Raw genomic sequence first — 18284 nt, 5'->3', positions numbered from 1 at the left:
GGCAGGGCGTGTACCCTGCCTGTAGTCGTCTGATACAGGCGAAGCTGAACTAACTTTTTTAATACTGCCAACGAAACAGGACAAATAGCATGTCTAAAATTTTTGATTTCGTAAAACCAGGCGTTATCACCGGTGATGACGTACAGAAAGTTTTCCAGGTAGCGAAAGAGAACAAATTCGCACTGCCAGCAGTTAACTGCATTGGCACCGACTCAATCAACGCCGTTCTGGAAGCTGCTGCCAAAGTTAAAGCACCGGTTATCGTCCAGTTCTCTAACGGCGGTGCTGCGTTTATCGCGGGTAAAGGCTTTAAATCTGATGTGCCACAGGCTGCGGCAATTCAGGGCGCAATCTCTGGCGCGCATCATGTGCATCAGATGGCTGAACAGTATGGCGTGCCGGTGATCCTGCATACCGACCACTGTGCGAAGAAACTGCTGCCATGGATCGACGGTCTGCTGGACGCCGGTGAAAAACATTTCGCTGCGACCGGTAAACCTCTGTTCTCTTCTCATATGATCGACCTGTCAGAAGAGTCTCTGGAAGAAAATATCGAGATCAGCAGCAAGTATCTGGCGCGCATGGCGAAAATCAACATGACGCTGGAAATCGAACTGGGCTGTACCGGTGGTGAAGAAGATGGCGTTGATAACAGCCATATGGACGCATCTGCACTGTATACCCAGCCGCAGGACGTTGATTACGCTTACGAAAAACTGAACGCCATCAGCCCGCGTTTCACTATCGCTGCCTCTTTCGGTAACGTACACGGCGTGTACAAGCCAGGCAACGTTAAGCTGACCCCAACTATCCTGAAAGAATCTCAGGAATACGTCAGCAAGAAACACGGCCTGCCGCACAACTCACTGGATTTCGTTTTCCACGGTGGTTCCGGTTCTTCTGCGCAGGAAATCAAAGATTCAATCAGCTACGGCGTAGTGAAAATGAACATTGATACCGATACTCAGTGGGCAAACTGGGACGGCATCCTGCAGTACTACAAAAAGAACGAAGGTTATCTGCAAACGCAGCTGGGTAACCCGGAAGGCGCTGATAAGCCAAACAAGAAATACTACGATCCACGCGTATGGCTGCGTTCTGCACAATCCTCAATGGTTGTGCGTCTGGAGCAGGCATTTAAAGAACTGAACGCGATCGACGTTCTGTAATCTTTAAACGCGACTGATTAAAAAAGGCCCTGAAGGGGCCTTTTTTTATGGGCAATCGGCGGAAAAGTGTAAGGAAATTCTGCGGTTATTTGGCAGAGGTGAGTTTTTTTGTTTACCCTTTGTAGCGTGGATTGTCAGATCGCTCTGGCAATATTTTGTCTTTTCCCACTGGGGATTTACTACAGGGCTGATAAATGGAAGATTTAAACGTGCTTAATGGCATCAACAGCGCCGGTGGCTGGCTGGTGCGTAACCAGGCATTGCTGCTGAGCTATGCGGTCAATATCGTCGCCGCCATTGCGATCATTATCGTCGGGATGATTGTGGCGCGCATTATCTCTAATGGCGTCAATAAAGTGCTGCGGACGCGCGGTATTGATGCGACGGTAGCAGACTTCCTGTCGGCAATGGTGCGCTATGGTGTAATCGCCTTTACCCTGATTGCTGCGCTGGGACGCGTCGGGGTGCAGACCGCTTCCGTTATCGCGGTGCTCGGTGCTGCCGGTCTGGCGGTGGGTCTGGCGTTGCAGGGCTCGCTGGCTAACCTCGCGGCTGGCGTACTGCTGGTCACCTTCCGTCCATTCCGTACCGGTGAGTTTGTCGATCTTGGCGGCGTGATGGGCACCGTGCTGAGCGTGCAGATTTTCTCCACCACTCTGCGTTCTGCTGATGGCAAAATGGTGGTGGTGCCAAACGGTAAAGTGATTGCCGGTAATATTGTTAACTTCTCGCGCGAACCGGTGCGCCGTAATGAGTTTATTGTTGGCGTCGCTTACGATGCGGATGTTGATGAAGTAAAACAGCTGCTGCGCGATGTGGTGGAAGCGGATGAGCGCGTGCTGAAAGATCGTGGCATCCAGATCGGGCTGAATGAACTGGCGGCCTCTTCGCTGAACTTTGTCGTGCGTTGCTGGAGCAACAGTGGCGATCTGCAGGATGTTTACTGGGATCTGCTGGCGAACTTTAAGAAGGCGCTGGATAGTAAAGGTATCGGCATTCCTTACCCACAGATGGATGTGCATCTGCATCACAACAAGGCCCCTCAGCAGCAGGAGCAGGCTCCGGCTGAGTAAGGCTTTCACAACTGGCGGGTTGCTTTACCCGCCAGCTCTCCTCTATTAGCATATCTGATGCTGCATTAATTCTTTCAATTTCCGCTAATAATTCTGCCAGGTTAAACTTGCCCGCAACATGATGACAAAGAGGATGTTGCTGGTGTTTTCTATTTACTTTCAGGGTGTTGCCTTAGGTGCAGCACTGATATTACCGCTTGGCCCGCAAAATGCTTTTGTGATGAATCAGGGCATCCGCCGCCAGTATCACCTGATGACCGCCGGTCTCTGCTCCCTGAGCGATATCCTGCTGATTTGCGCCGGTGTGTTTGGCGGTAGCGCGTTGCTGAATCAGTCGCCGCTGCTGCTGAATCTGGTCACCTGGGGCGGGGTGGCGTTTCTGTTGTGGTATGGCTGGGGCGCGCTGCGCACGGCATTCAGTGGCAATATTGAGCTGGCTTCCGCTACGCGGTTACAGCAGAGCCGCTGGCGGATTATCGCCACCATGATGGCTGTTACCTGGCTGAATCCGCATGTCTGGCTCGATACCTTTGTGGTGCTGGGCAGTCTCGGGGGACAGTTACCGGCAGAAGCGCGCTACTGGTTTGCGTTGGGCACCATCAGCGCGTCGATACTGTGGTTCTTTGGCCTTGCGCTGCTGGCCAGCTGGCTGGCGCCGCGATTAAGCACCCATAAAGCCCAGCGCATCATTAATCTGCTGGTGGGGCTGGTGATGTGGTTTATCGCCTTCAGGCTGGCGCAGCAGGGGATGGCGGGATTTAACTGATATCTGCGTGTGGCGTCAGGGTTTATAAGAGCATTACGTATGTTGACAATTATCACGATAAGATACTCTGGTAAGAATACTACTATGTCTTCAGGGAGGACTTCAGGTGAAATTGAAAGCGCTGGCTCTGGCCGCAATGATGGGCGCAGGAACACTGCCTTTAACGGTGCAGGCAGATGAGTTGCCAAATGGCCCGCATGTGGTTACCTCCGGGCAGGCAAGCGTCGATGCCTCGCCGGATATCGCCACGCTGGCGATTGAGGTGAATGTATCATCGAAAGATGCCGCCGAGGCCAAGAAGCAGGCGGATACCCGTGTGGCGCAGTACTTCGATCTGCTGCAAAAAAACGGCATCGATAAGAAAGATATTGATGCGGCCAATCTGCGCACCCAGCCAGAATACGATTATACCAAAGAGGGTAAATCGGTACTGAAGGGTTATCGCGCGGTGCGTCAGGTGCAGGTGACGCTACGTCAGCTGGATAAACTCAACGACCTGCTTGATGGCGCGCTGAAGTCTGGTCTCAATGAGATCCGCTCAGTCGAACTGGGTGTGGCGCATCCGGATGAGTACCGTAATCAGGCGCGTAAAGCGGCAATCGATAATGCGACTAAGCAGGCCGCCGCGCTGGCTGAAGGCTTTAACGCCAAGCTGGGGCCGGTTTACAGCATTCGTTACCATGTCGCCAACTATCAGCCGATGCCGGTGGCGCGGATGTATAAAACTGCCGATGCAGCGCCGATGACCTCTGCTGAGCAGACCTACGAGCAGCAGAGCATTCACTTCGACGATCAGGTTGATGTGGTGTTTGAGATTCAGCGTAACCAGCAGTAAAAAAACAGGCCGGATAATCCGGCCTGTTTACTATTCAGTATCCTGTCGCAGTACCCGATGACCATGGGCCAGCAGAGCGTCGGTTACCCGGCGCATCAGACGGCTCTCCGGCGCAAAGCGATGCCAGTAAAGCATCCGGCGCTGTAACAACCCCGGCGTTAAATCAATCAGCTCACCGCTGGCCAGCTCTTTCTCGATCTGCAGGTGCGGGATCATACAGCAGGTCGATCCCTGACGCGCCAGCTGCACAAAGGCTTCCGACGAGTTAACAATATGGCAGGGCACGCTGCCTGGCGACAGATCGAAGTTCTGCTGCAAAAACGCCTGATGCATATCATCCAGATGATCAAAGGCGACCGCCGGTGCTTTCAGCAGCGCGGAGCGCGTAACGCCATTCGGGAAGTAGCGATCGGCAAATTCTTTTGAGCCGACAAACAGATAGTCCAGCGCACCCAGTTGATCGACCAGACAGCTTGGCAATGGCTGCGGCTGGATCGACACTGCACCGACCACTTCACCACGACGCAGACGCTCCTGAGTGCGGGTCTCATCTTCCACCTGCAAATTCAGGCGCACCGGCGAGTCGGTCAGCACGGTTTTCAGCGCTGGCAGCAGCCAGGTCGCCAGACTGTCGGCGTTGACCGCCAGCGACAGCAGCAGCGGGGTGGCGCCACCCTGTTCATCGCCCAGCCACTCCTCTTCCAGCAGCTCAACCTGATGTAACAGCGCCAGCAGTTTCTGCCCCTGTTCCGTCGGGCGCGGCGGCACGGTTCGCACCAGCAGCGGCTGGCCAAACATATTCTCTAACTGCTTAATCCGCTGTGATACCGCGGATTGGGTAATGCAAAGCTTTTGCGCAGCACGTTCGAAGCCACGCTCACGAATCACCGCATCCAGCGCCTGAAGCGTTCTGTAGTCCGGGCGTTTCATTATTGTTGTCTTCTCCTTCAGGGATGGTGCCAGCACTATGCCATAAAAACTGGCGTTTGCCCTGACCTTACTTTTCAATCACTTTGTGCACTGGCTTCCAGTCCTGTCGATCGAACACATCAGAACCGAACATTTTGCGCGATGCTTGCTTTATACTAGCTGCACACTGAAGCAGCACAGGCTTTAAACATACCATGACGCAGGATGAACTGAAAAAAGCAGTCGGTTGGGCAGCGCTCGAATACGTGCAACCCGGAACCATTGTCGGTGTTGGCACCGGCTCTACCGCCGCACACTTTATTGATGCGCTCGGATCGATTAAACATCAAATCGAAGGCGCCGTTTCCAGCTCTGACGCTTCCACCGCCAGACTGAAAAGTTTAGGTATCCAGGTGTTCGATCTGAATGAAGTGGATGCGTTATCAATCTACGTCGATGGCGCCGATGAGATCAACCCGCAGATGCAGATGATTAAGGGCGGCGGCGCGGCGCTGACGCGCGAGAAAATTATCGCTGCGGTGGCGGATAAGTTTATCTGTATTGCCGATCAGTCGAAGCAGGTGGATGTGCTGGGTAAATTCCCGCTGCCGGTGGAGGTTATCCCGATGGCGCGCGCATTTGTGGCGCGTGAACTGGTGAAGCTGGGCGGTCTGCCTGAATATCGTCAGAATGTGCTGACCGATAACGGCAACATTATTCTCGACGTGCATAATCTGCAGATTCTGGAGCCAATTGCGCTGGAAAAAGCGATTAATGCGCTGCCAGGGGTGGTGACAGTTGGTCTGTTTGCCAGCCGCGGCGCAGATGTGGCGTTAATCGGTACTGCTTCAGGTGTCAAAACTATCGATAACTGATCGGTATGCCAGCCGTTATTTACCATAAAAAAATATCTTTTCTTCAGCAGGCCAAATTTGGTGACTTATGTCACATAACTTCAGCCTGCTGCACCATCGTTCTGAGATGGTGAACGGTATCGCTATAATCTGCCGCATTGTTCTGCCTGCCCGTGTGGCCATGCTGAGGCGCAGGCAATCGTTTGTATTGCTGCGCGCGTATTTTTTGATATTTTGACAGAAGGCTGGCTTATATCCCGGTAATCGGTACAGATCACCGGCGATGCCCAATAGCTCTTAAGTTACATCTGAAGTCTGCAAACTAAGGTCGGGAAATGGCAAAGGTATCACTGGAGAAAGACAAGATTAAATTCCTGCTGGTGGAAGGTGTTCACCAGAGCGCGCTGGAAAATTTGCGTGCGTCAGGCTATACCAATATCGAATTTCATAAAGGCGCGCTGGATAGCGACTCTTTAAAGGAATCCATCCGTGATGCGCACTTCGTCGGCATCCGTTCGCGTTCCCAACTGACCGAAGAGATTTTTGCTGCGGCGGAAAAACTGGTCGCGGTGGGCTGCTTCTGCATCGGCACCAACCAGGTGGACCTGAATGCGGCGGCGAAACGCGGGATCCCGGTATTTAACGCGCCTTTCTCCAATACCCGATCCGTGGCTGAACTGGTGATTGGCGAGCTGCTGCTGATGCTGCGCGGTATTCCTGAAGCTAACGCCAAAGCCCATCGCGGCATCTGGAATAAGCTGGCGGTGGGTTCTTTCGAAGCGCGTGGCAAAAAGCTGGGTATCATTGGTTACGGCCATATCGGTATGCAGCTGGGCGTGCTGGCGGAAAGCCTCGGTATGCATGTGTTCTTCTACGATATCGAGAACAAATTGCCACTGGGTAACGCCACTCAGGTTCGTCATCTCTCCGACCTGCTGAATATGAGCGATGTGGTCAGCCTGCATGTGCCGGAAACCGCTTCCACGCAGAATATGATGGGCGCGCAGGAGCTGGCGCTGATGAAGCCCGGTTCGCTGCTGATTAACGCCTCACGCGGCACCGTGGTGGATATTCCGGCGCTGTGTGAAGTGCTGGCGAATAAACATCTGGCGGGCGCGGCGATTGACGTGTTCCCGGAAGAGCCGGCAACCAATACCGATCCGTTTAACTCGCCGCTGTGTGAATTTGATAACGTGATCCTGACGCCGCATATCGGTGGTTCCACTCAGGAAGCGCAGGAAAATATCGGTATTGAAGTGGCAGGCAAGCTGGCGAAATACTCCGACAACGGTTCAACCCTGTCTGCGGTTAACTTCCCGGAAGTGTCGCTGCCAATGCATGGCGCTGCGGTGAGCCGTCTGCTGCATATCCATGAAAACCGTCCAGGCGTGCTGACGGCGATTAACCAGATTTTTGCCGAGCAGGGCATCAATATCGCCGCTCAGTACCTGCAAACCACCCCGCAGATGGGCTATGTTGTAATTGATATTGATGCGCCGCAGGATGTGGCCGATAAAGCGCTGCAATTGATGAAGGCGATTCCGGGGACTTCCCGCGCACGTTTGTTGTACTGATGGCAGGGGCGGCGAGAACGCCGTCATTACATTTCGTGCAAATCATCGGGACGGGCGGCGAGAACGCCGCCCCTACATACTTTTTGTCGGGGAGCCGTTTTCGGCTCCCTTTTTAATGGCGTATCACCACTGCCACACTTTCGACGGCGTAATCATCGCCGACAACGGCACATCCCACTCCGCGACCGGTAGTTCATCCACCAGCTGACAATCATGCGCCAGACCAATCGGCAGAAAACGCTGTTGCCGCCAGTTCTGCAAGGTACGGTCATAGAAGCCGCCTCCCATCCCCAGACGATGTCCGGCAGGGTCAAAGGCCACCAATGGCATCAGTACCACGTCCAGCTCGCTTAACGGCAGCAGATTAAGGATATTCAGCGGCGGTTCAGGAATGCGTAACCGGTTAGGCTGCAACGGCGTCGTGGCGTCATAATGCATAAACAGCAGCTGTCCACGGGCAAAAGGGTGCAGCACCGGCAGATAAACCTGTTTTTTCTGTTGCCACAGTTTGGCGATCAGCGGACGAGTATTCAGCTCACCGTCTACCGAAAGGAACAGTGCGACAGTGTTAGCTTGCTGGATGGGGGCAAAATTAAGGGCGCGCTCGGCGGCTTGTTCGGCTGCCTGTTGCTGTTGCTGGTCGCTTAACCCCTGACGCAGATGGCGAACATGGGTACGAATATCCTGACGATCTGACATTAAAAAGGCTGTCATAGGGAACTCGTTGCCGCTAAGGGTTGCCCGCAGGCAGAAACGGTCTGGCCGTTTTAAGGAAGGGGGAATCTCCGAGATGCCGCAGCTGGCTGTAACCCTTGAACCCATGGTTCAAGGTGAGTATGCCGTCGCAACCATCAGGCTTCTCGGACGGACCGAGCATGCGCACAGGTTACAGAGCGTCACACTCTGTTGGTATTAAATATCGGCTCAGGGGACGGGCCCGCTTGCAAACATCTCAGAGAAAATTTACTTCACCGTCACTGTATCACAGCTAACCATGAAGTGTTATTCGAACTTAGCACCCTGGCGATCAGATATGCGACCTTGTTCAAGCAGTGCCTGCTCAATAGTCTGTTGCAGCATACGAATGCGTTGTTCCATGTTGGCAGCATAGTCGCGTGTTTTGACTTTTTCCTGCGCCAGTTCATGACAAATATTCAATGCAGCGATAAACACCAGTTGCTCGGTATTTGTGACTCTAGTGCGAACTTTTAAATCTTGCAACCGTTGATTGAGGTCTTCCGCAGCCATGTTCAGCGCATCTTGCTGTTCAGGCGGACAATTCACTCGTAATGAACGGCCAAAAATTTGAATATCTACCGGTTGTGCAGACATGCCACCATCCTGACTAATTACCGCGCCCGCTAATCGCCCTTGCCACTCAAGGGCTTGGGAGGGGCGCCACTATATATACCCGAAACAGAAGAAACAAGCGCTTTCTGGAATCCTCAAGGCACCTGGTGTTAGCATAACACGAACTTATCCTGCCAACGACGATGAATACGTATGTCTATACAGAACACAATGCCGGGTTATAACACTCTGGCTTCGGCTCTTACCCAGCAAGGTGTAGGGATGACACCGGCGGAAATGCACGGTTTAATCAGCGGTATTATCTGCGGCGGCCCCGGCGACCGCAACTGGCAAACACTGGTGCATGAGCTGACTAACGAAGGGCTGGCGTTCTCGCAGGCGCTGTCACAACCGTTGCAGCAGCTGCATCAGGGAATCAGCGAAATGCTGGAAGATGACGGTTTTCTGTTCCAGCTCTACCTGCCGGATGAAGATGACATCACGGTATTCGACCGCGCCGACGCCCTGGCGGGTTGGGTTAACCATTTCCTGTTAGGACTTGGCGTCACGCAGCCAAAACTGGACAAGGTCAAAGGCGAGACCGGCGAAGCAATTGACGATCTGCGTACCATTTCCCAGCTTGGTTATGATGAAGACGAAGATCAGGAAGAGCTGGAAAACTCACTGGAAGAGATTATTGAGTATGTGCGCGTCGCAGCGCTGCTTTGTCATGATACTTTTACCCGTCAGCAGCCAACTGCCGTTGAGATAAAGAAACCAACGCTACACTAAACAGAGATTTTAACAGGGAGTCGTATTGTGGTGAATCTTTCAGCGTTTTTACAGCGCCGCCAGGCACTGTTAGCCAAAATGGCTCCGGCCAGTGCGGCGGTAATTTTTGCTGCGCCTGAAGCAACGCGCAATGCAGACAGTGAGTATCCGTATCGCCAGAACAGCGATTTCTGGTACTTCACCGGCTTTAACGAGCCGGAAGCGGTGCTGGTGCTGATTAAAAGCGATGAAACGCACAGCCACAGCGTGCTGTTTAACCGTGTACGTGACAAGACGGCGGAGATCTGGTTTGGCCGTCGTCTCGGTCAGGAAGCGGCGCCGGAAAAACTGGGTGTCGACCGCGCGCTGCCGTATGACGATCTCCAGCAGCAGCTGCATTTGCTGCTGAATGGCCTGGATGTGGTGTATCACGCCCAGGGTGAATATGCGGCGGCGGACAGCATCCTGTTTAGCGCGCTGGATAAACTGCGCCGCGGTTTCCGCCAGAATTTACGTGCGCCGGATACGCTGGTTGACTGGCGTCCATGGGTGCATGAGATGCGCCTGTTTAAATCCGCGGAAGAGATTGAAATTCTGCGCCAGGCCGGGAAAATCAGCGCGCTGGCCCATACCCGCGCGATGCAGCAGTGTCGTCCGGGGATGTATGAATATCAGCTGGAAGGTGAAATTCTGCATGAGTTTAACCGTCACGGCGCGCGCTTTCCCTCTTACAGCACCATTGTTGGCGGCGGCGAAAACGGCTGCATTTTGCACTATACCGAAAATGAATCACCGCTGCGTGACGGCGAGCTGGTGCTGATTGACGCCGGTTGTGAGTTCCACGGCTATGCTGGCGATATCACCCGCACTTTCCCGGTCAATGGCAAATTCAGTGCGCCGCAGCGCGCTATCTACGACATTGTGCTGGCCTCGTTAACCCGTTCGCTGGAGCTGTTTGCGCCCGGCGTCAGTATCCGCGATGTTAATCAGGAAGTCGTGCGTATTATGGTCACTGGCCTGGTTAAACTTGGCGTGATGAAGGGCGATATCGATCAGCTGATTGCCGATGCGGCGCATCGCCAGTTCTTTATGCACGGTCTCAGCCACTGGCTGGGTCTTGATGTGCATGATGTCGGCGATTACGGCACCGTCGATCGTGGCCGTATTCTGCAGCCAGGCATGGTGCTGACCATCGAGCCGGGTTTGTATATCGCGCCGGATGCCGATGTGCCTGCCGAATATCGCGGCATCGGAATTCGTATTGAAGACGACATTGTGATCACCGCTGAGGGTAATGAAAACCTTACCGACAGCGTGGTGAAAGATGCCGATGATATTGAAGCACTAATGGCGGCAGCTAAAGCGTTATGAGCATAATTATCGCAGGTGGCGGAATGACCGGCGCGACGCTGGCGCTGGCGATCTCACAGCTTTCGCAGGGCAGGTTACCGGTGACGCTGATTGAAGCCACCGCGCCGGGCGATCGCGATCACCCCGGTTATGATGGCCGGGCGATTGCGCTGGCCGAAGGCACCTGCCAGCAGCTGGCGGCGATTAATATCTGGCCGCTCCTGCAACAGTGCGCCACTCCGATCACTCATGTCCATGTCAGCGATCGCGGACATCTGGGATTTGTCTCGCTGGAGGCGCAGGACTACGCGGTCTCCGCCCTCGGCCAGGTGGTAGAGCTGCACGATGTCGGCCAGCGATTGTTCAGCATGCTGCAGCAGGCGCCTGGCGTGACGCTGCGCTGTCCGGCGGCGGTGACCGCCGTGTCGCGCACCCGGCAGCAGGTGACGGTGACCCTCGACAGTGGCGAACAGCTGAACGGACAACTACTGGTGGCGGCAGATGGTTCGCGCTCCGGCGTGGCGGCGTCATGCGGCATCCAGTGGCAAACGGAAAATTACCGCCAGCTGGCGGTAATCGCCAACGTATCGACGCAGTTGCCGCATAATGGCCGCGCCTTTGAGCGTTTTACCCGCTACGGGCCGCTGGCGGTATTGCCGATGTCTGCTAACCGCTGCTCGCTGGTGTGGTGTCACCCGCTGGAAGATAAAGCGCGGGTCGATAGCTGGAGTGACGACGAATTTTTAAGCCAGCTGCAAAGGGCCTTTGGCTGGCGACTGGGCAAATTTACGCAAGTGGGGCAGCGGATCAGTTATCCGCTGGCGCTGCAAACCGCGAGCCAGAACACCAGCCATCGTCTGGCGCTGGTGGGCAATGCGGCGCAAACGCTGCATCCGATTGCCGGGCAGGGCTTTAATCTCGGTCTGCGCGATGTGATGTCGCTGGCGGAAACCCTGGCCACCGCCGAACGTCATCAGCAGGATCCCGGCAGTTTTGCCGTGCTGCACCATTATCAACAACGCCGTCAGCCCGACAGGCAGGCCACCGTCGGCATTACCGACGGCCTTGTGCGCCTGTTTGCCAACCGCTATAAGCCGTTGGTGGTAGGGCGTAATCTCGGCCTGATGGCCATGGACAATTTACCGCTGATGCGCAATATGCTGGCCGAGCGTACGCTCGGTTGGGTAAAGCGTTGATAAGAGGATTTAAATGCAAACTTTTGACGTAGTGATCGCCGGCGGCGGGATGGTTGGCCTGGCGGTGGCTTGCGGCTTGCAGGGCAGCGGACTGCGGGTAGCGGTACTGGAAAAATCGCCGCCGCAGGAGATGGCTGCCGATGCCGCGCCGGGACTGCGCGTATCGGCGATTAACGCCGCCAGCGAGCGGCTGTTACAGCATCTTGACGTCTGGTCGGCGATCCTCGCCCTGCGCGCCAGCCCGTATCACGGCATGCAGGTGTGGGATCGCGACAGCTTTGGTCAGATCGCCTTTGATGATGAGCAGCAGGGCATGTCGCACCTTGGACATATTATTGAAAATCAGGTAATTCACCAGGCGTTGTGGCAGAAAGCCAGCCAGCTCAGTGATATTACACTGATTGCTCCCGCTCAGCTGCAGCAGGTGGCGTTTGGTGACAACGAAGCGTTTGTTACCCTGCAGGATGGCAATATGATGAGCGCGCGCCTGCTGATTGCTGCGGACGGCGCGAACTCCTGGCTGCGTAATAAGGCCGATATCCCGTTAACCTTCTGGGATTATCAGCACCATGCGCTGGTGGCGAATATTCGCACTGAGCAGCCGCATGATGCGGTGGCGCGTCAGGTGTTTCATGGCGACGGTATTCTCGCTTTTCTGCCGCTCAGCGATCCGCATCTGTGCTCGATTGTCTGGTCGGTGTCGCCACAGGAAGCCAGCCGTCTGCAATCGATGCCTGCCGAACTGTTCAACCAGCAGCTGTCGGTCGCTTTCGATATGCGTATGGGATTGTGTCAGGCAGAAGGCGAACGTCAGACGTTCCCGTTAGTGGGACGTTATGCGCGTAATTTTGCCGCGCATCGTCTGGCGCTGGTGGGCGATGCCGCGCATACCGTACATCCGCTGGCCGGGCAGGGCGTTAACCTGGGCTTTATGGATGCCGCCGAACTGATTGGCGAGATTAAACGTCTGCATCAGCAGGGTAAAGATATTGGTCAGCATCTCTATCTGCGTCGCTATGAGCGCAGCCGTAAACATAGCGCGGCGTTAATGCTGGCGGGCATGCAGGGCTTTCGTGAACTGTTTGCGGGCAACAATCCGGCGAAGAAGTTACTGCGTGATGTCGGTCTGAAACTGGCGGATACCTTGCCAGGGGTAAAACCGCGTTTGCTGAAGCAGGCGATGGGGTTAAACGATCTGCCCGACTGGCTGAAATAGCAGCCTGCTTCGCGGCATCTGAAACACAGACTGGAGCCGTTTTCGGCTCCAGTCTGTGTGCACTGTAGCTACGGTGATTCACTTCGGAAGCGGTGCGGCTCGCCGGGCGGTTTGCGTTTTTCCTGTCACCGCCATCGCCAGCTCCAGCGTGGCCAGGGCAACCAGCGCCCAGACAAACCCTGCCTTGCCGGCGCTCACCAGCAGCCATCCCCCAAAGGCCGGAAAGCCGAATATCCCGACAAAGTAAGCCACCACAAACCAGGTCAGGGCGGCATGGCGGTCTTCCTGCTGCGAATCATTGACCGCCCAGGTCTGAATAACCGGATACAGCAGACCATAGCCAGCGCCCGTCAGGATGGCGGCGACAATCTGGAATGCCGGATGCACCGGTATCCCCAGCAGGCACACCAGCCCGGCAATCAGACTCCCCAGCAACACGATAACCAGCGGCGTTCGTGGCCAGACCGACAGGCGACGCGCCAGGGTTAATCGTGACACCACCGCGGTGGCGGCATGTACAGCAAAGAAGGTGCTGGCACTGGCCCGGGTTCCTTCGGTGAGTGAGCTCTGGAACGCCATCATGCCGGAAAAGACCGCACCACCCAGTCCGACCATCACAATAGGGCGGATAACGCTGCTTTTGCTAAGCGTGGTGATTTTACCTGCCCAGGGACGAAGTAATACTTCTGTCCGGCCCCGTGGCTCCCTGACACCAAATATGCCCAACAGGAGCGCGGCGACAAGCCCCATGCCGGCGACCCACAAAAAGGTGGTCTGGAGAGGCAATCCACCCTGTCCCATCAGCGCGGTGAGCAGAACGGGGCTGCTGCAAATACCGGTCATCTGGAAAGCACTGAAGCGGGTGAAACCGGGTCCCCGCTCCGCATCAGTGAGACGTTCAGACAAAGCCAGCGGCGCCGCGAGATAGAACATACCCCAGCCGAGACCAATTAGCAGCGTGGCCAGTCGGGGAAGGTAAACAGGGTCAATGCCGCGCAGATTGCCCAGCAGGGCGTAACCGCAGGCAAGCGTCAGGGCCGCGAGGGCAGCCAGACGCGCGGCGTCAATTTTTCCGGCGAACCATCCGACAACGGGGACGCCAGTCAGGGTACCCGCCAGCGCCATGCTGAGAGTATTGCCAGCATCGATATCGCTGCCGCCCTGTGCCCTAAACCAGGCGGAGATCAGAAAAGTGGCTCCGTATCCGCCGGCGGTTAACAGCGTGCCCAGCAGGATATACGGCGCTGATGTGTGTCGCATAGGTCAGACTTCCCTGTTGTTTGCCGGCACACTGAATGAGCCGGGTGCCATCGATCGCAGCATTTTCACCGCCTCAGCCAGCCGGTGGCTGACGTAACGTATTTCATTCTCGTTGTTAAATCTGCCCAGCCCGATGCGCACGCTGGCGCGGATTTCCGCGTCGCTGGCCCCGATGGCGAGGAGCACGTGTGACGGATCCTGTCGCGCAGAAGTGCAGGCCGATCCCGATGACAGCGCAATGTCAGGCAGTTCGAGCAATAGCGACCCGGCGTCCACGCCAGCGAAGGAGACGTTGAGCACGCCAGGTAAACATTCGGTGAGGTGGCCATTTATGCGGATATCCGGCACGGTGCTGAGCAGAGACTGGCGCAGTATATTTCGCAGCTCACAGACTCTGGCCGACTCTGCGGGCAGGTTTTCCATCGCCAGTTCCGTTGCATGGCCGAAGCCGACAATCGCCGGGACGTTAAGGGTGCCCGAACGCAGCCCGCGCTCATGTCCCCCGCCAACAATCAGCGGGGACAGGGTCAGACGAGGATCGGTCGTGTTGACATAAAGCGCACCGACGCCCATCGGGCCATAAATTTTATGGGCGGAGAAGGATGCCAGGCTGATATTCATGCGCCGTACATCAAAGGCGACTTTGCCGAATGCCTGAGTAGCATCGGTATGAAACAGCACACCTTTATCCTGGCAAATCGCACCGATCTCCTCGATCCGTTGCAGTGTGCCGGTCTCATTATTGGCGGCCATGATTGAAACCAGGCGTGTGTCGGCGGTGATGGCGCGTAACAACGCGTCCGGCGAAACAATCCCGTTATGCTGCGGTGGCAAATAAGTCACCGAGGTTCCCGCGTCGACGAGCCGGGTACAGGAGTCTAACACCGCTTTGTGTTCGATCATTGAGGTGATGATGTGCCCTTTCCTTTTCCCCTGCCGCGGCTGAAGACCTGAAAGTGCCAGATTGATGGATTCTGTTGCGCCGGACGTGAAGATAATATCGACCGGGCTGGCTGCATTGATGGCAATAGCAATCATGGCTCTGGCTTGCTCAACGGCCTTGCTCGCTTCCCAGCCGAAGGTATGGCTGCTGCTGGCGGCGTTACCGTAAGCGTGGGTCAGGTAGGGCATCATGGCCTGCAGAACCCCAGGATCTAGTGCTGTTGTCGCGTTGTTATCTAGGTATATCGGGCGGTGCTGACTGTGCATTATAGCTTCCTCCATCATAAGTCAGGCTTCCTGTCCGGGTGAGAGCCGTGGAGCAATCTGCTCGCCGTGGCTCACCTCACCGGCCGCATTAACCAGATTCAGTCTGATGGCTGCCTGGACGCCCAGAAGGTGACTTAGCTGAAGTCCGCGCACATAGGCCAGGCTTTCGGACCAGTCGCTGTTTTCAAAGAACACCTCCAGTAGCGTGTTCGGATGCTGATGGTCGCCGCTGGCCCGCTCAAAATATTCCTTGGTGATGGCAGCGCAGGTGAGTTTTTGTCCCGACACCTCATGATTGTCGCTGAAGTTCGGGGCTGGAGAGCCGGTCAGCATCCTGCGAATAAGTCTTTCGGGGATGTCTCCGCTGGCGATGGTGTGAGCAAGATGCTGCCGTGCGGAGTCTTCGTGGATCGCATGTATATCACTGAGCGCAATTCGGTATTTTTCCGCTACAGGTTGATAGATGCACCGTATTGACGGATGAAGATGGTTCAGGCGCGGACGCCGCTTTTGCGAGTTAGAGAGATTTTCATCCAGAAACTGAAGACGGAAGATGCCGTGGTGGTCAAACGCCACAGAAAGCCTTGGCAGCGGCTTTCCGTTATCAACGCATTGTCGGGTAAAACGCAGCGCCGCGTCAAAAGCGTTCAGCTGTGCCTGAACAATAATCTCGCCATTATTATTCCGGGAAACGCGGGAGTTCCCCGCCAGTATACTGATGTCATTATCCTGCTGATCCATGATGATGAATTTCCTTATTCGTGATGACGCACAGACTGCAAGCAGCACTGTACATTCGCCAGACATCGCTGAAGGGATGAGCTTAGAACTGAGTGTGCTGAGGCTCGGAAAAGCCACTGGCAGAACCTGTTAACGATGCGAAGCCGGACAGTGCGGAAATATATTTCTCCGATAAAATGATGCAAGTAAAGTGTGGAAGATGCCTTTTATGTAATTTATTTGACACTCATCCCGTTTCTAATGAAGTGGCTATTTTTTATGTTTTTCTCCTTTCACAATCGTGTAAAGAGAGCCGGGCATCAGCGGGATTTGCCTGGGCCGCGGCAACAGAGATCCCACCACCGGAACATCAATATACCGGTGTGGGGTAAGCATATTCTTATGTCAGTAGCCACAGAGAGCTGCCTGTCATCGTGACCAGTAAATCGATGCCGGGTCACACTGTTACGATTGCCCGTGACAGGCCTGCACCTGTTGCTGTCGGGGGGAAGCATTCGCGCTTCAGAGGGGTGCCGATGATGATGGCAGCGGCGACTCAGCAATCAGCACCGTGGTCGAGATGGCAGTGTCGGGTTTTTACCACCCTCAATAAAGCTTTCGCCCTGTTTTGGTGCATATTTGAAATATTCTAATTTTACCCCCTGATTCGCATTATATTTTCTCATGCATAATGCCTGTCGCAAAAGTCATTTTTTATCCTCTGCGCTCACAACTCTGCTTATTAATCTGCATTAATGACTTACAGTTGTGAATTGTGTGCCTTACGGCGCAGTTTTTCAGTGGAAAACTCTGCAGAATCGGCGCGCATCGTTATTGTGCAACCACGATTCGCCCTCGTATAGCTTATGGTTAATCCCTGCATTCGGTGGTAACTTCAGGACAAAGGTAACGTTTGCGTCGCACCGTTTTGCCGGTATGGAGCGCGAATCTGTGAACAACTCGCTTATGCATAGGATAGATATGACTCAGCAGACTCCTTTATTCGAACAGCATCAGGCCTGTGGCGCCCGCATGGTGGATTTCCATGGCTGGATGATGCCGCTGCATTACGGTTCGCAGATGGATGAGCATCATGCGGTACGCAGCGATGCCGGTATGTTCGATGTTTCGCATATGACCATTGTCGATCTGCATGGCGCGCGCAGCCGTGAATTCCTGCGCTATCTGCTGGCCAACGACGTCGCTAAACTCACCACCCCTGGCAAAGCCCTGTATAGCGGAATGTTAAATGCATCCGGTGGCGTAATCGACGATCTGATTGTTTACTTTATGACCGAGGAGTTTTTCCGTCTGGTGGTGAATTCCGCCACGCGTGAAAAAGATCTGGCCTGGATCGGCCAGCACGCCACTGATTATGGCGTACAGCTGACCGAGCGTGACGACCTGGCGTTAATCGCTGTGCAGGGACCAAATGCCCAGCAAAAAGCACAAAGCCTGTTTGATGATGCTCAGCGCCAGGCGGTAGCCGGTATGAAGCCGTTCTTCGGCGTACAGGCAGGTGAACTGTTTATCGCCACCACCGGCTATACCGGCGAAGCGGGCTATGAAATTGCGCTACCGGTAGAGCAGGCCGCTGATTTCTGGCAGCAGCTGGTGGCGGCAGGCGTTAAACCTGCAGGTCTGGGCGCGCGCGATACACTGCGTCTTGAAGCGGGTATGAATCTGTATGGACAGGAGATGGATGAAAGCGTCTCCCCACTGGCGGCCAATATGGGCTGGACCATCAGCTGGGAACCTGCCGACCGCGATTTTATTGGCCGTGAAGCGCTGGAAAGCCAGCGTGAAAGAGGCACCGATAAGCTGGTGGGCTTAATTATGACGGAGAAGGGCGTGCTGCGTAATGAATTGCCGGTTCGCTTCAGCGATGCTGCGGGCAATCTGCATGAAGGCATTATTACCAGCGGATCCTTTTCCCCGACCTTAGGTTGCAGCATCGCGCTGGCGCGCGTGCCGGCAGCGATTGGCGATAAAGCCATTGTACAGATCCGCAACCGCGAAATGCCGGTGCAGGTCACCAAACCTGTTTTTGTGCGCTCCGGTAAGCCGGTCGCTAAATAACCCGTTTATTTTT

17 protein-coding genes and 1 other RNA gene are annotated in these 18284 nt (G+C 55.1%); 11 read left to right on the top strand and 7 right to left on the bottom strand.

The window, feature by feature from the left end:
- The first annotated feature begins 89 nt into the window (after positions 1-89).
- The 4 genes from fbaA to N5923_RS10950 all read left to right on the top strand — a co-directional run bounded on the left by fbaA (position 90) and on the right by N5923_RS10950 (position 3843).
- Positions 90-1169 (top strand): class II fructose-bisphosphate aldolase, encoded by a 1080-nt coding sequence (gene fbaA, locus N5923_RS10965; protein ID WP_267143852.1) that lies wholly within the window; start codon positions 90-92, stop codon positions 1167-1169.
- A 194-nt stretch (positions 1170-1363) separates the two neighbouring features.
- Entirely contained in the window at positions 1364-2242 is an 879-nt protein-coding gene (gene mscS, locus N5923_RS10960) for a small-conductance mechanosensitive channel MscS (protein WP_267143853.1), read from the top strand.
- A 142-nt stretch (positions 2243-2384) separates the two neighbouring features.
- Positions 2385-3008 (top strand): arginine exporter ArgO, encoded by a 624-nt coding sequence (argO, locus tag N5923_RS10955; protein ID WP_267143854.1) that lies wholly within the window; start codon positions 2385-2387, stop codon positions 3006-3008.
- Positions 3009-3114: 106 nt separating this feature from the next.
- Positions 3115-3843 (top strand): oxidative stress defense protein, encoded by a 729-nt coding sequence (locus N5923_RS10950; protein ID WP_267143855.1) that lies wholly within the window; start codon positions 3115-3117, stop codon positions 3841-3843.
- Between the two features lie 30 nt (positions 3844-3873).
- Here the strand turns inward: N5923_RS10950 and N5923_RS10945 are convergent, their stop codons facing one another.
- Positions 3874-4773 carry a LysR family transcriptional regulator ArgP gene (locus N5923_RS10945; protein ID WP_267143856.1) on the bottom strand — a complete coding sequence of 300 codons (900 nt, stop codon included), beginning with the start codon at positions 4771-4773 and terminating at the stop codon, positions 3874-3876.
- A gap of 194 nt (positions 4774-4967) precedes the next feature.
- Here N5923_RS10945 and rpiA point away from each other — a divergent pair, with 194 nt between their 5' ends.
- Positions 4968-5627, top strand: a complete 660-nt coding sequence (gene rpiA / locus N5923_RS10940) for a ribose-5-phosphate isomerase RpiA (RefSeq protein ID WP_267143857.1) — start codon at positions 4968-4970, stop codon at positions 5625-5627.
- Between the two features lie 314 nt (positions 5628-5941).
- On the top strand, positions 5942-7180 hold the full coding sequence (serA, locus tag N5923_RS10935) for a phosphoglycerate dehydrogenase (RefSeq protein ID WP_267143858.1): 1239 nt from the start codon (positions 5942-5944) through the stop codon (positions 7178-7180).
- 123 nt (positions 7181-7303) lie between these two features.
- Here serA and N5923_RS10930 read toward each other — a convergent pair whose 3' ends face one another.
- The 3 genes from N5923_RS10930 to zapA all read right to left on the bottom strand — a co-directional run bounded on the left by N5923_RS10930 (position 7304) and on the right by zapA (position 8512).
- Positions 7304-7894 carry a 5-formyltetrahydrofolate cyclo-ligase gene (locus N5923_RS10930; RefSeq protein WP_267143859.1) on the bottom strand — a complete coding sequence of 197 codons (591 nt, stop codon included), beginning with the start codon at positions 7892-7894 and terminating at the stop codon, positions 7304-7306.
- Between the two features lie 64 nt (positions 7895-7958).
- Positions 7959-8142: non-coding RNA, 6S RNA (gene ssrS, locus N5923_RS10925), on the bottom strand.
- A gap of 40 nt (positions 8143-8182) precedes the next feature.
- Complete coding sequence (gene zapA, locus N5923_RS10920) at positions 8183-8512, bottom strand: cell division protein ZapA (RefSeq protein ID WP_017803516.1); 330 nt, start codon at positions 8510-8512, stop codon at positions 8183-8185.
- A gap of 171 nt (positions 8513-8683) precedes the next feature.
- On the opposite strand from zapA, the gene N5923_RS10915 reads away from it, so the two are divergent.
- From N5923_RS10915 to ubiI, 4 genes are all read left to right on the top strand, one after another.
- Positions 8684-9262: a YecA/YgfB family protein gene (locus tag N5923_RS10915; RefSeq protein ID WP_267143860.1), complete on the top strand. Its 579-nt coding sequence runs from the start codon at positions 8684-8686 to the stop codon at positions 9260-9262.
- Positions 9263-9340: 78 nt separating this feature from the next.
- Entirely contained in the window at positions 9341-10612 is a 1272-nt protein-coding gene (pepP, locus tag N5923_RS10910) for a Xaa-Pro aminopeptidase (protein WP_407704440.1), read from the top strand.
- Positions 10609-11787, top strand: a complete 1179-nt coding sequence (ubiH, locus tag N5923_RS10905) for a 2-octaprenyl-6-methoxyphenyl hydroxylase (protein WP_267143862.1) — start codon at positions 10609-10611, stop codon at positions 11785-11787. Before pepP ends, ubiH begins: the two co-directional genes overlap by 4 nt.
- A gap of 13 nt (positions 11788-11800) precedes the next feature.
- Entirely contained in the window at positions 11801-13003 is a 1203-nt protein-coding gene (gene ubiI / locus N5923_RS10900; RefSeq protein WP_267143863.1) for an FAD-dependent 2-octaprenylphenol hydroxylase, read from the top strand.
- A 78-nt stretch (positions 13004-13081) separates the two neighbouring features.
- On the opposite strand, the gene N5923_RS10895 is transcribed toward ubiI, so the two are convergent.
- From N5923_RS10895 to N5923_RS10885, 3 genes are read right to left on the bottom strand one after another with little or no spacing between them, the layout of a single operon-like run.
- Positions 13082-14263, bottom strand: coding sequence for an MFS transporter (locus tag N5923_RS10895; protein WP_267143864.1), 1182 nt, complete (start codon positions 14261-14263; stop codon positions 13082-13084).
- A 3-nt stretch (positions 14264-14266) separates the two neighbouring features.
- Positions 14267-15472 carry a cysteine desulfurase family protein gene (locus tag N5923_RS10890; RefSeq protein ID WP_267143949.1) on the bottom strand — a complete coding sequence of 402 codons (1206 nt, stop codon included), beginning with the start codon at positions 15470-15472 and terminating at the stop codon, positions 14267-14269.
- 21 nt (positions 15473-15493) lie between these two features.
- Positions 15494-16213, bottom strand: a complete 720-nt coding sequence (locus tag N5923_RS10885) for a hypothetical protein (RefSeq protein WP_267143865.1) — start codon at positions 16211-16213, stop codon at positions 15494-15496.
- 960 nt (positions 16214-17173) lie between these two features.
- Between N5923_RS10885 and gcvT the strand changes: the two genes are divergently transcribed.
- Positions 17174-18271 (top strand): glycine cleavage system aminomethyltransferase GcvT, encoded by a 1098-nt coding sequence (gene gcvT / locus N5923_RS10880; RefSeq protein WP_267143866.1) that lies wholly within the window; start codon positions 17174-17176, stop codon positions 18269-18271.
- Positions 18272-18284 lie beyond the last annotated feature (13 nt).

Origin of the sequence: Winslowiella arboricola, from assembly GCF_025527015.1 — a bacterium.
Lineage (GTDB): Bacteria > Pseudomonadota > Gammaproteobacteria > Enterobacterales > Enterobacteriaceae > Erwinia > Erwinia arboricola.
The sequence above is the reverse complement of the archived record's forward strand: the minus strand, read 5'-3'. Positions and strand labels throughout refer to the sequence as shown.

Excerpts from the sequence above, each read along its gene's own strand:
- N5923_RS10890 (WP_267143949.1), bottom strand. The coding sequence starts at position 15,472 with ATGCACAGTCAGCACCGCCCGATATACCTAGATAACAACGCGACAACA.
- gcvT (WP_267143866.1), top strand. The coding sequence starts at position 17,174 with ATGACTCAGCAGACTCCTTTATTCGAACAGCATCAGGCCTGTGGCGCC.
- N5923_RS10885 (WP_267143865.1), bottom strand. The coding sequence starts at position 16,213 with ATGGATCAGCAGGATAATGACATCAGTATACTGGCGGGGAACTCCCGC.
- pepP (WP_407704440.1), top strand. The coding sequence starts at position 9,341 with ATGGCTCCGGCCAGTGCGGCGGTAATTTTTGCTGCGCCTGAAGCAACG.
- N5923_RS10945 (WP_267143856.1), bottom strand. The coding sequence starts at position 4,773 with ATGAAACGCCCGGACTACAGAACGCTTCAGGCGCTGGATGCGGTGATT.
- N5923_RS10895 (WP_267143864.1), bottom strand. The coding sequence starts at position 14,263 with ATGCGACACACATCAGCGCCGTATATCCTGCTGGGCACGCTGTTAACC.
- N5923_RS10930 (WP_267143859.1), bottom strand. The coding sequence starts at position 7,894 with ATGACAGCCTTTTTAATGTCAGATCGTCAGGATATTCGTACCCATGTT.
- ubiH (WP_267143862.1), top strand. The coding sequence starts at position 10,609 with ATGAGCATAATTATCGCAGGTGGCGGAATGACCGGCGCGACGCTGGCG.
- mscS (WP_267143853.1), top strand. The coding sequence starts at position 1,364 with ATGGAAGATTTAAACGTGCTTAATGGCATCAACAGCGCCGGTGGCTGG.
- ubiI (WP_267143863.1), top strand. The coding sequence starts at position 11,801 with ATGCAAACTTTTGACGTAGTGATCGCCGGCGGCGGGATGGTTGGCCTG.
- fbaA (WP_267143852.1), top strand. The coding sequence starts at position 90 with ATGTCTAAAATTTTTGATTTCGTAAAACCAGGCGTTATCACCGGTGAT.
- N5923_RS10915 (WP_267143860.1), top strand. The coding sequence starts at position 8,684 with ATGTCTATACAGAACACAATGCCGGGTTATAACACTCTGGCTTCGGCT.
- rpiA (WP_267143857.1), top strand. The coding sequence starts at position 4,968 with ATGACGCAGGATGAACTGAAAAAAGCAGTCGGTTGGGCAGCGCTCGAA.
- serA (WP_267143858.1), top strand. The coding sequence starts at position 5,942 with ATGGCAAAGGTATCACTGGAGAAAGACAAGATTAAATTCCTGCTGGTG.
- zapA (WP_017803516.1), bottom strand. The coding sequence starts at position 8,512 with ATGTCTGCACAACCGGTAGATATTCAAATTTTTGGCCGTTCATTACGA.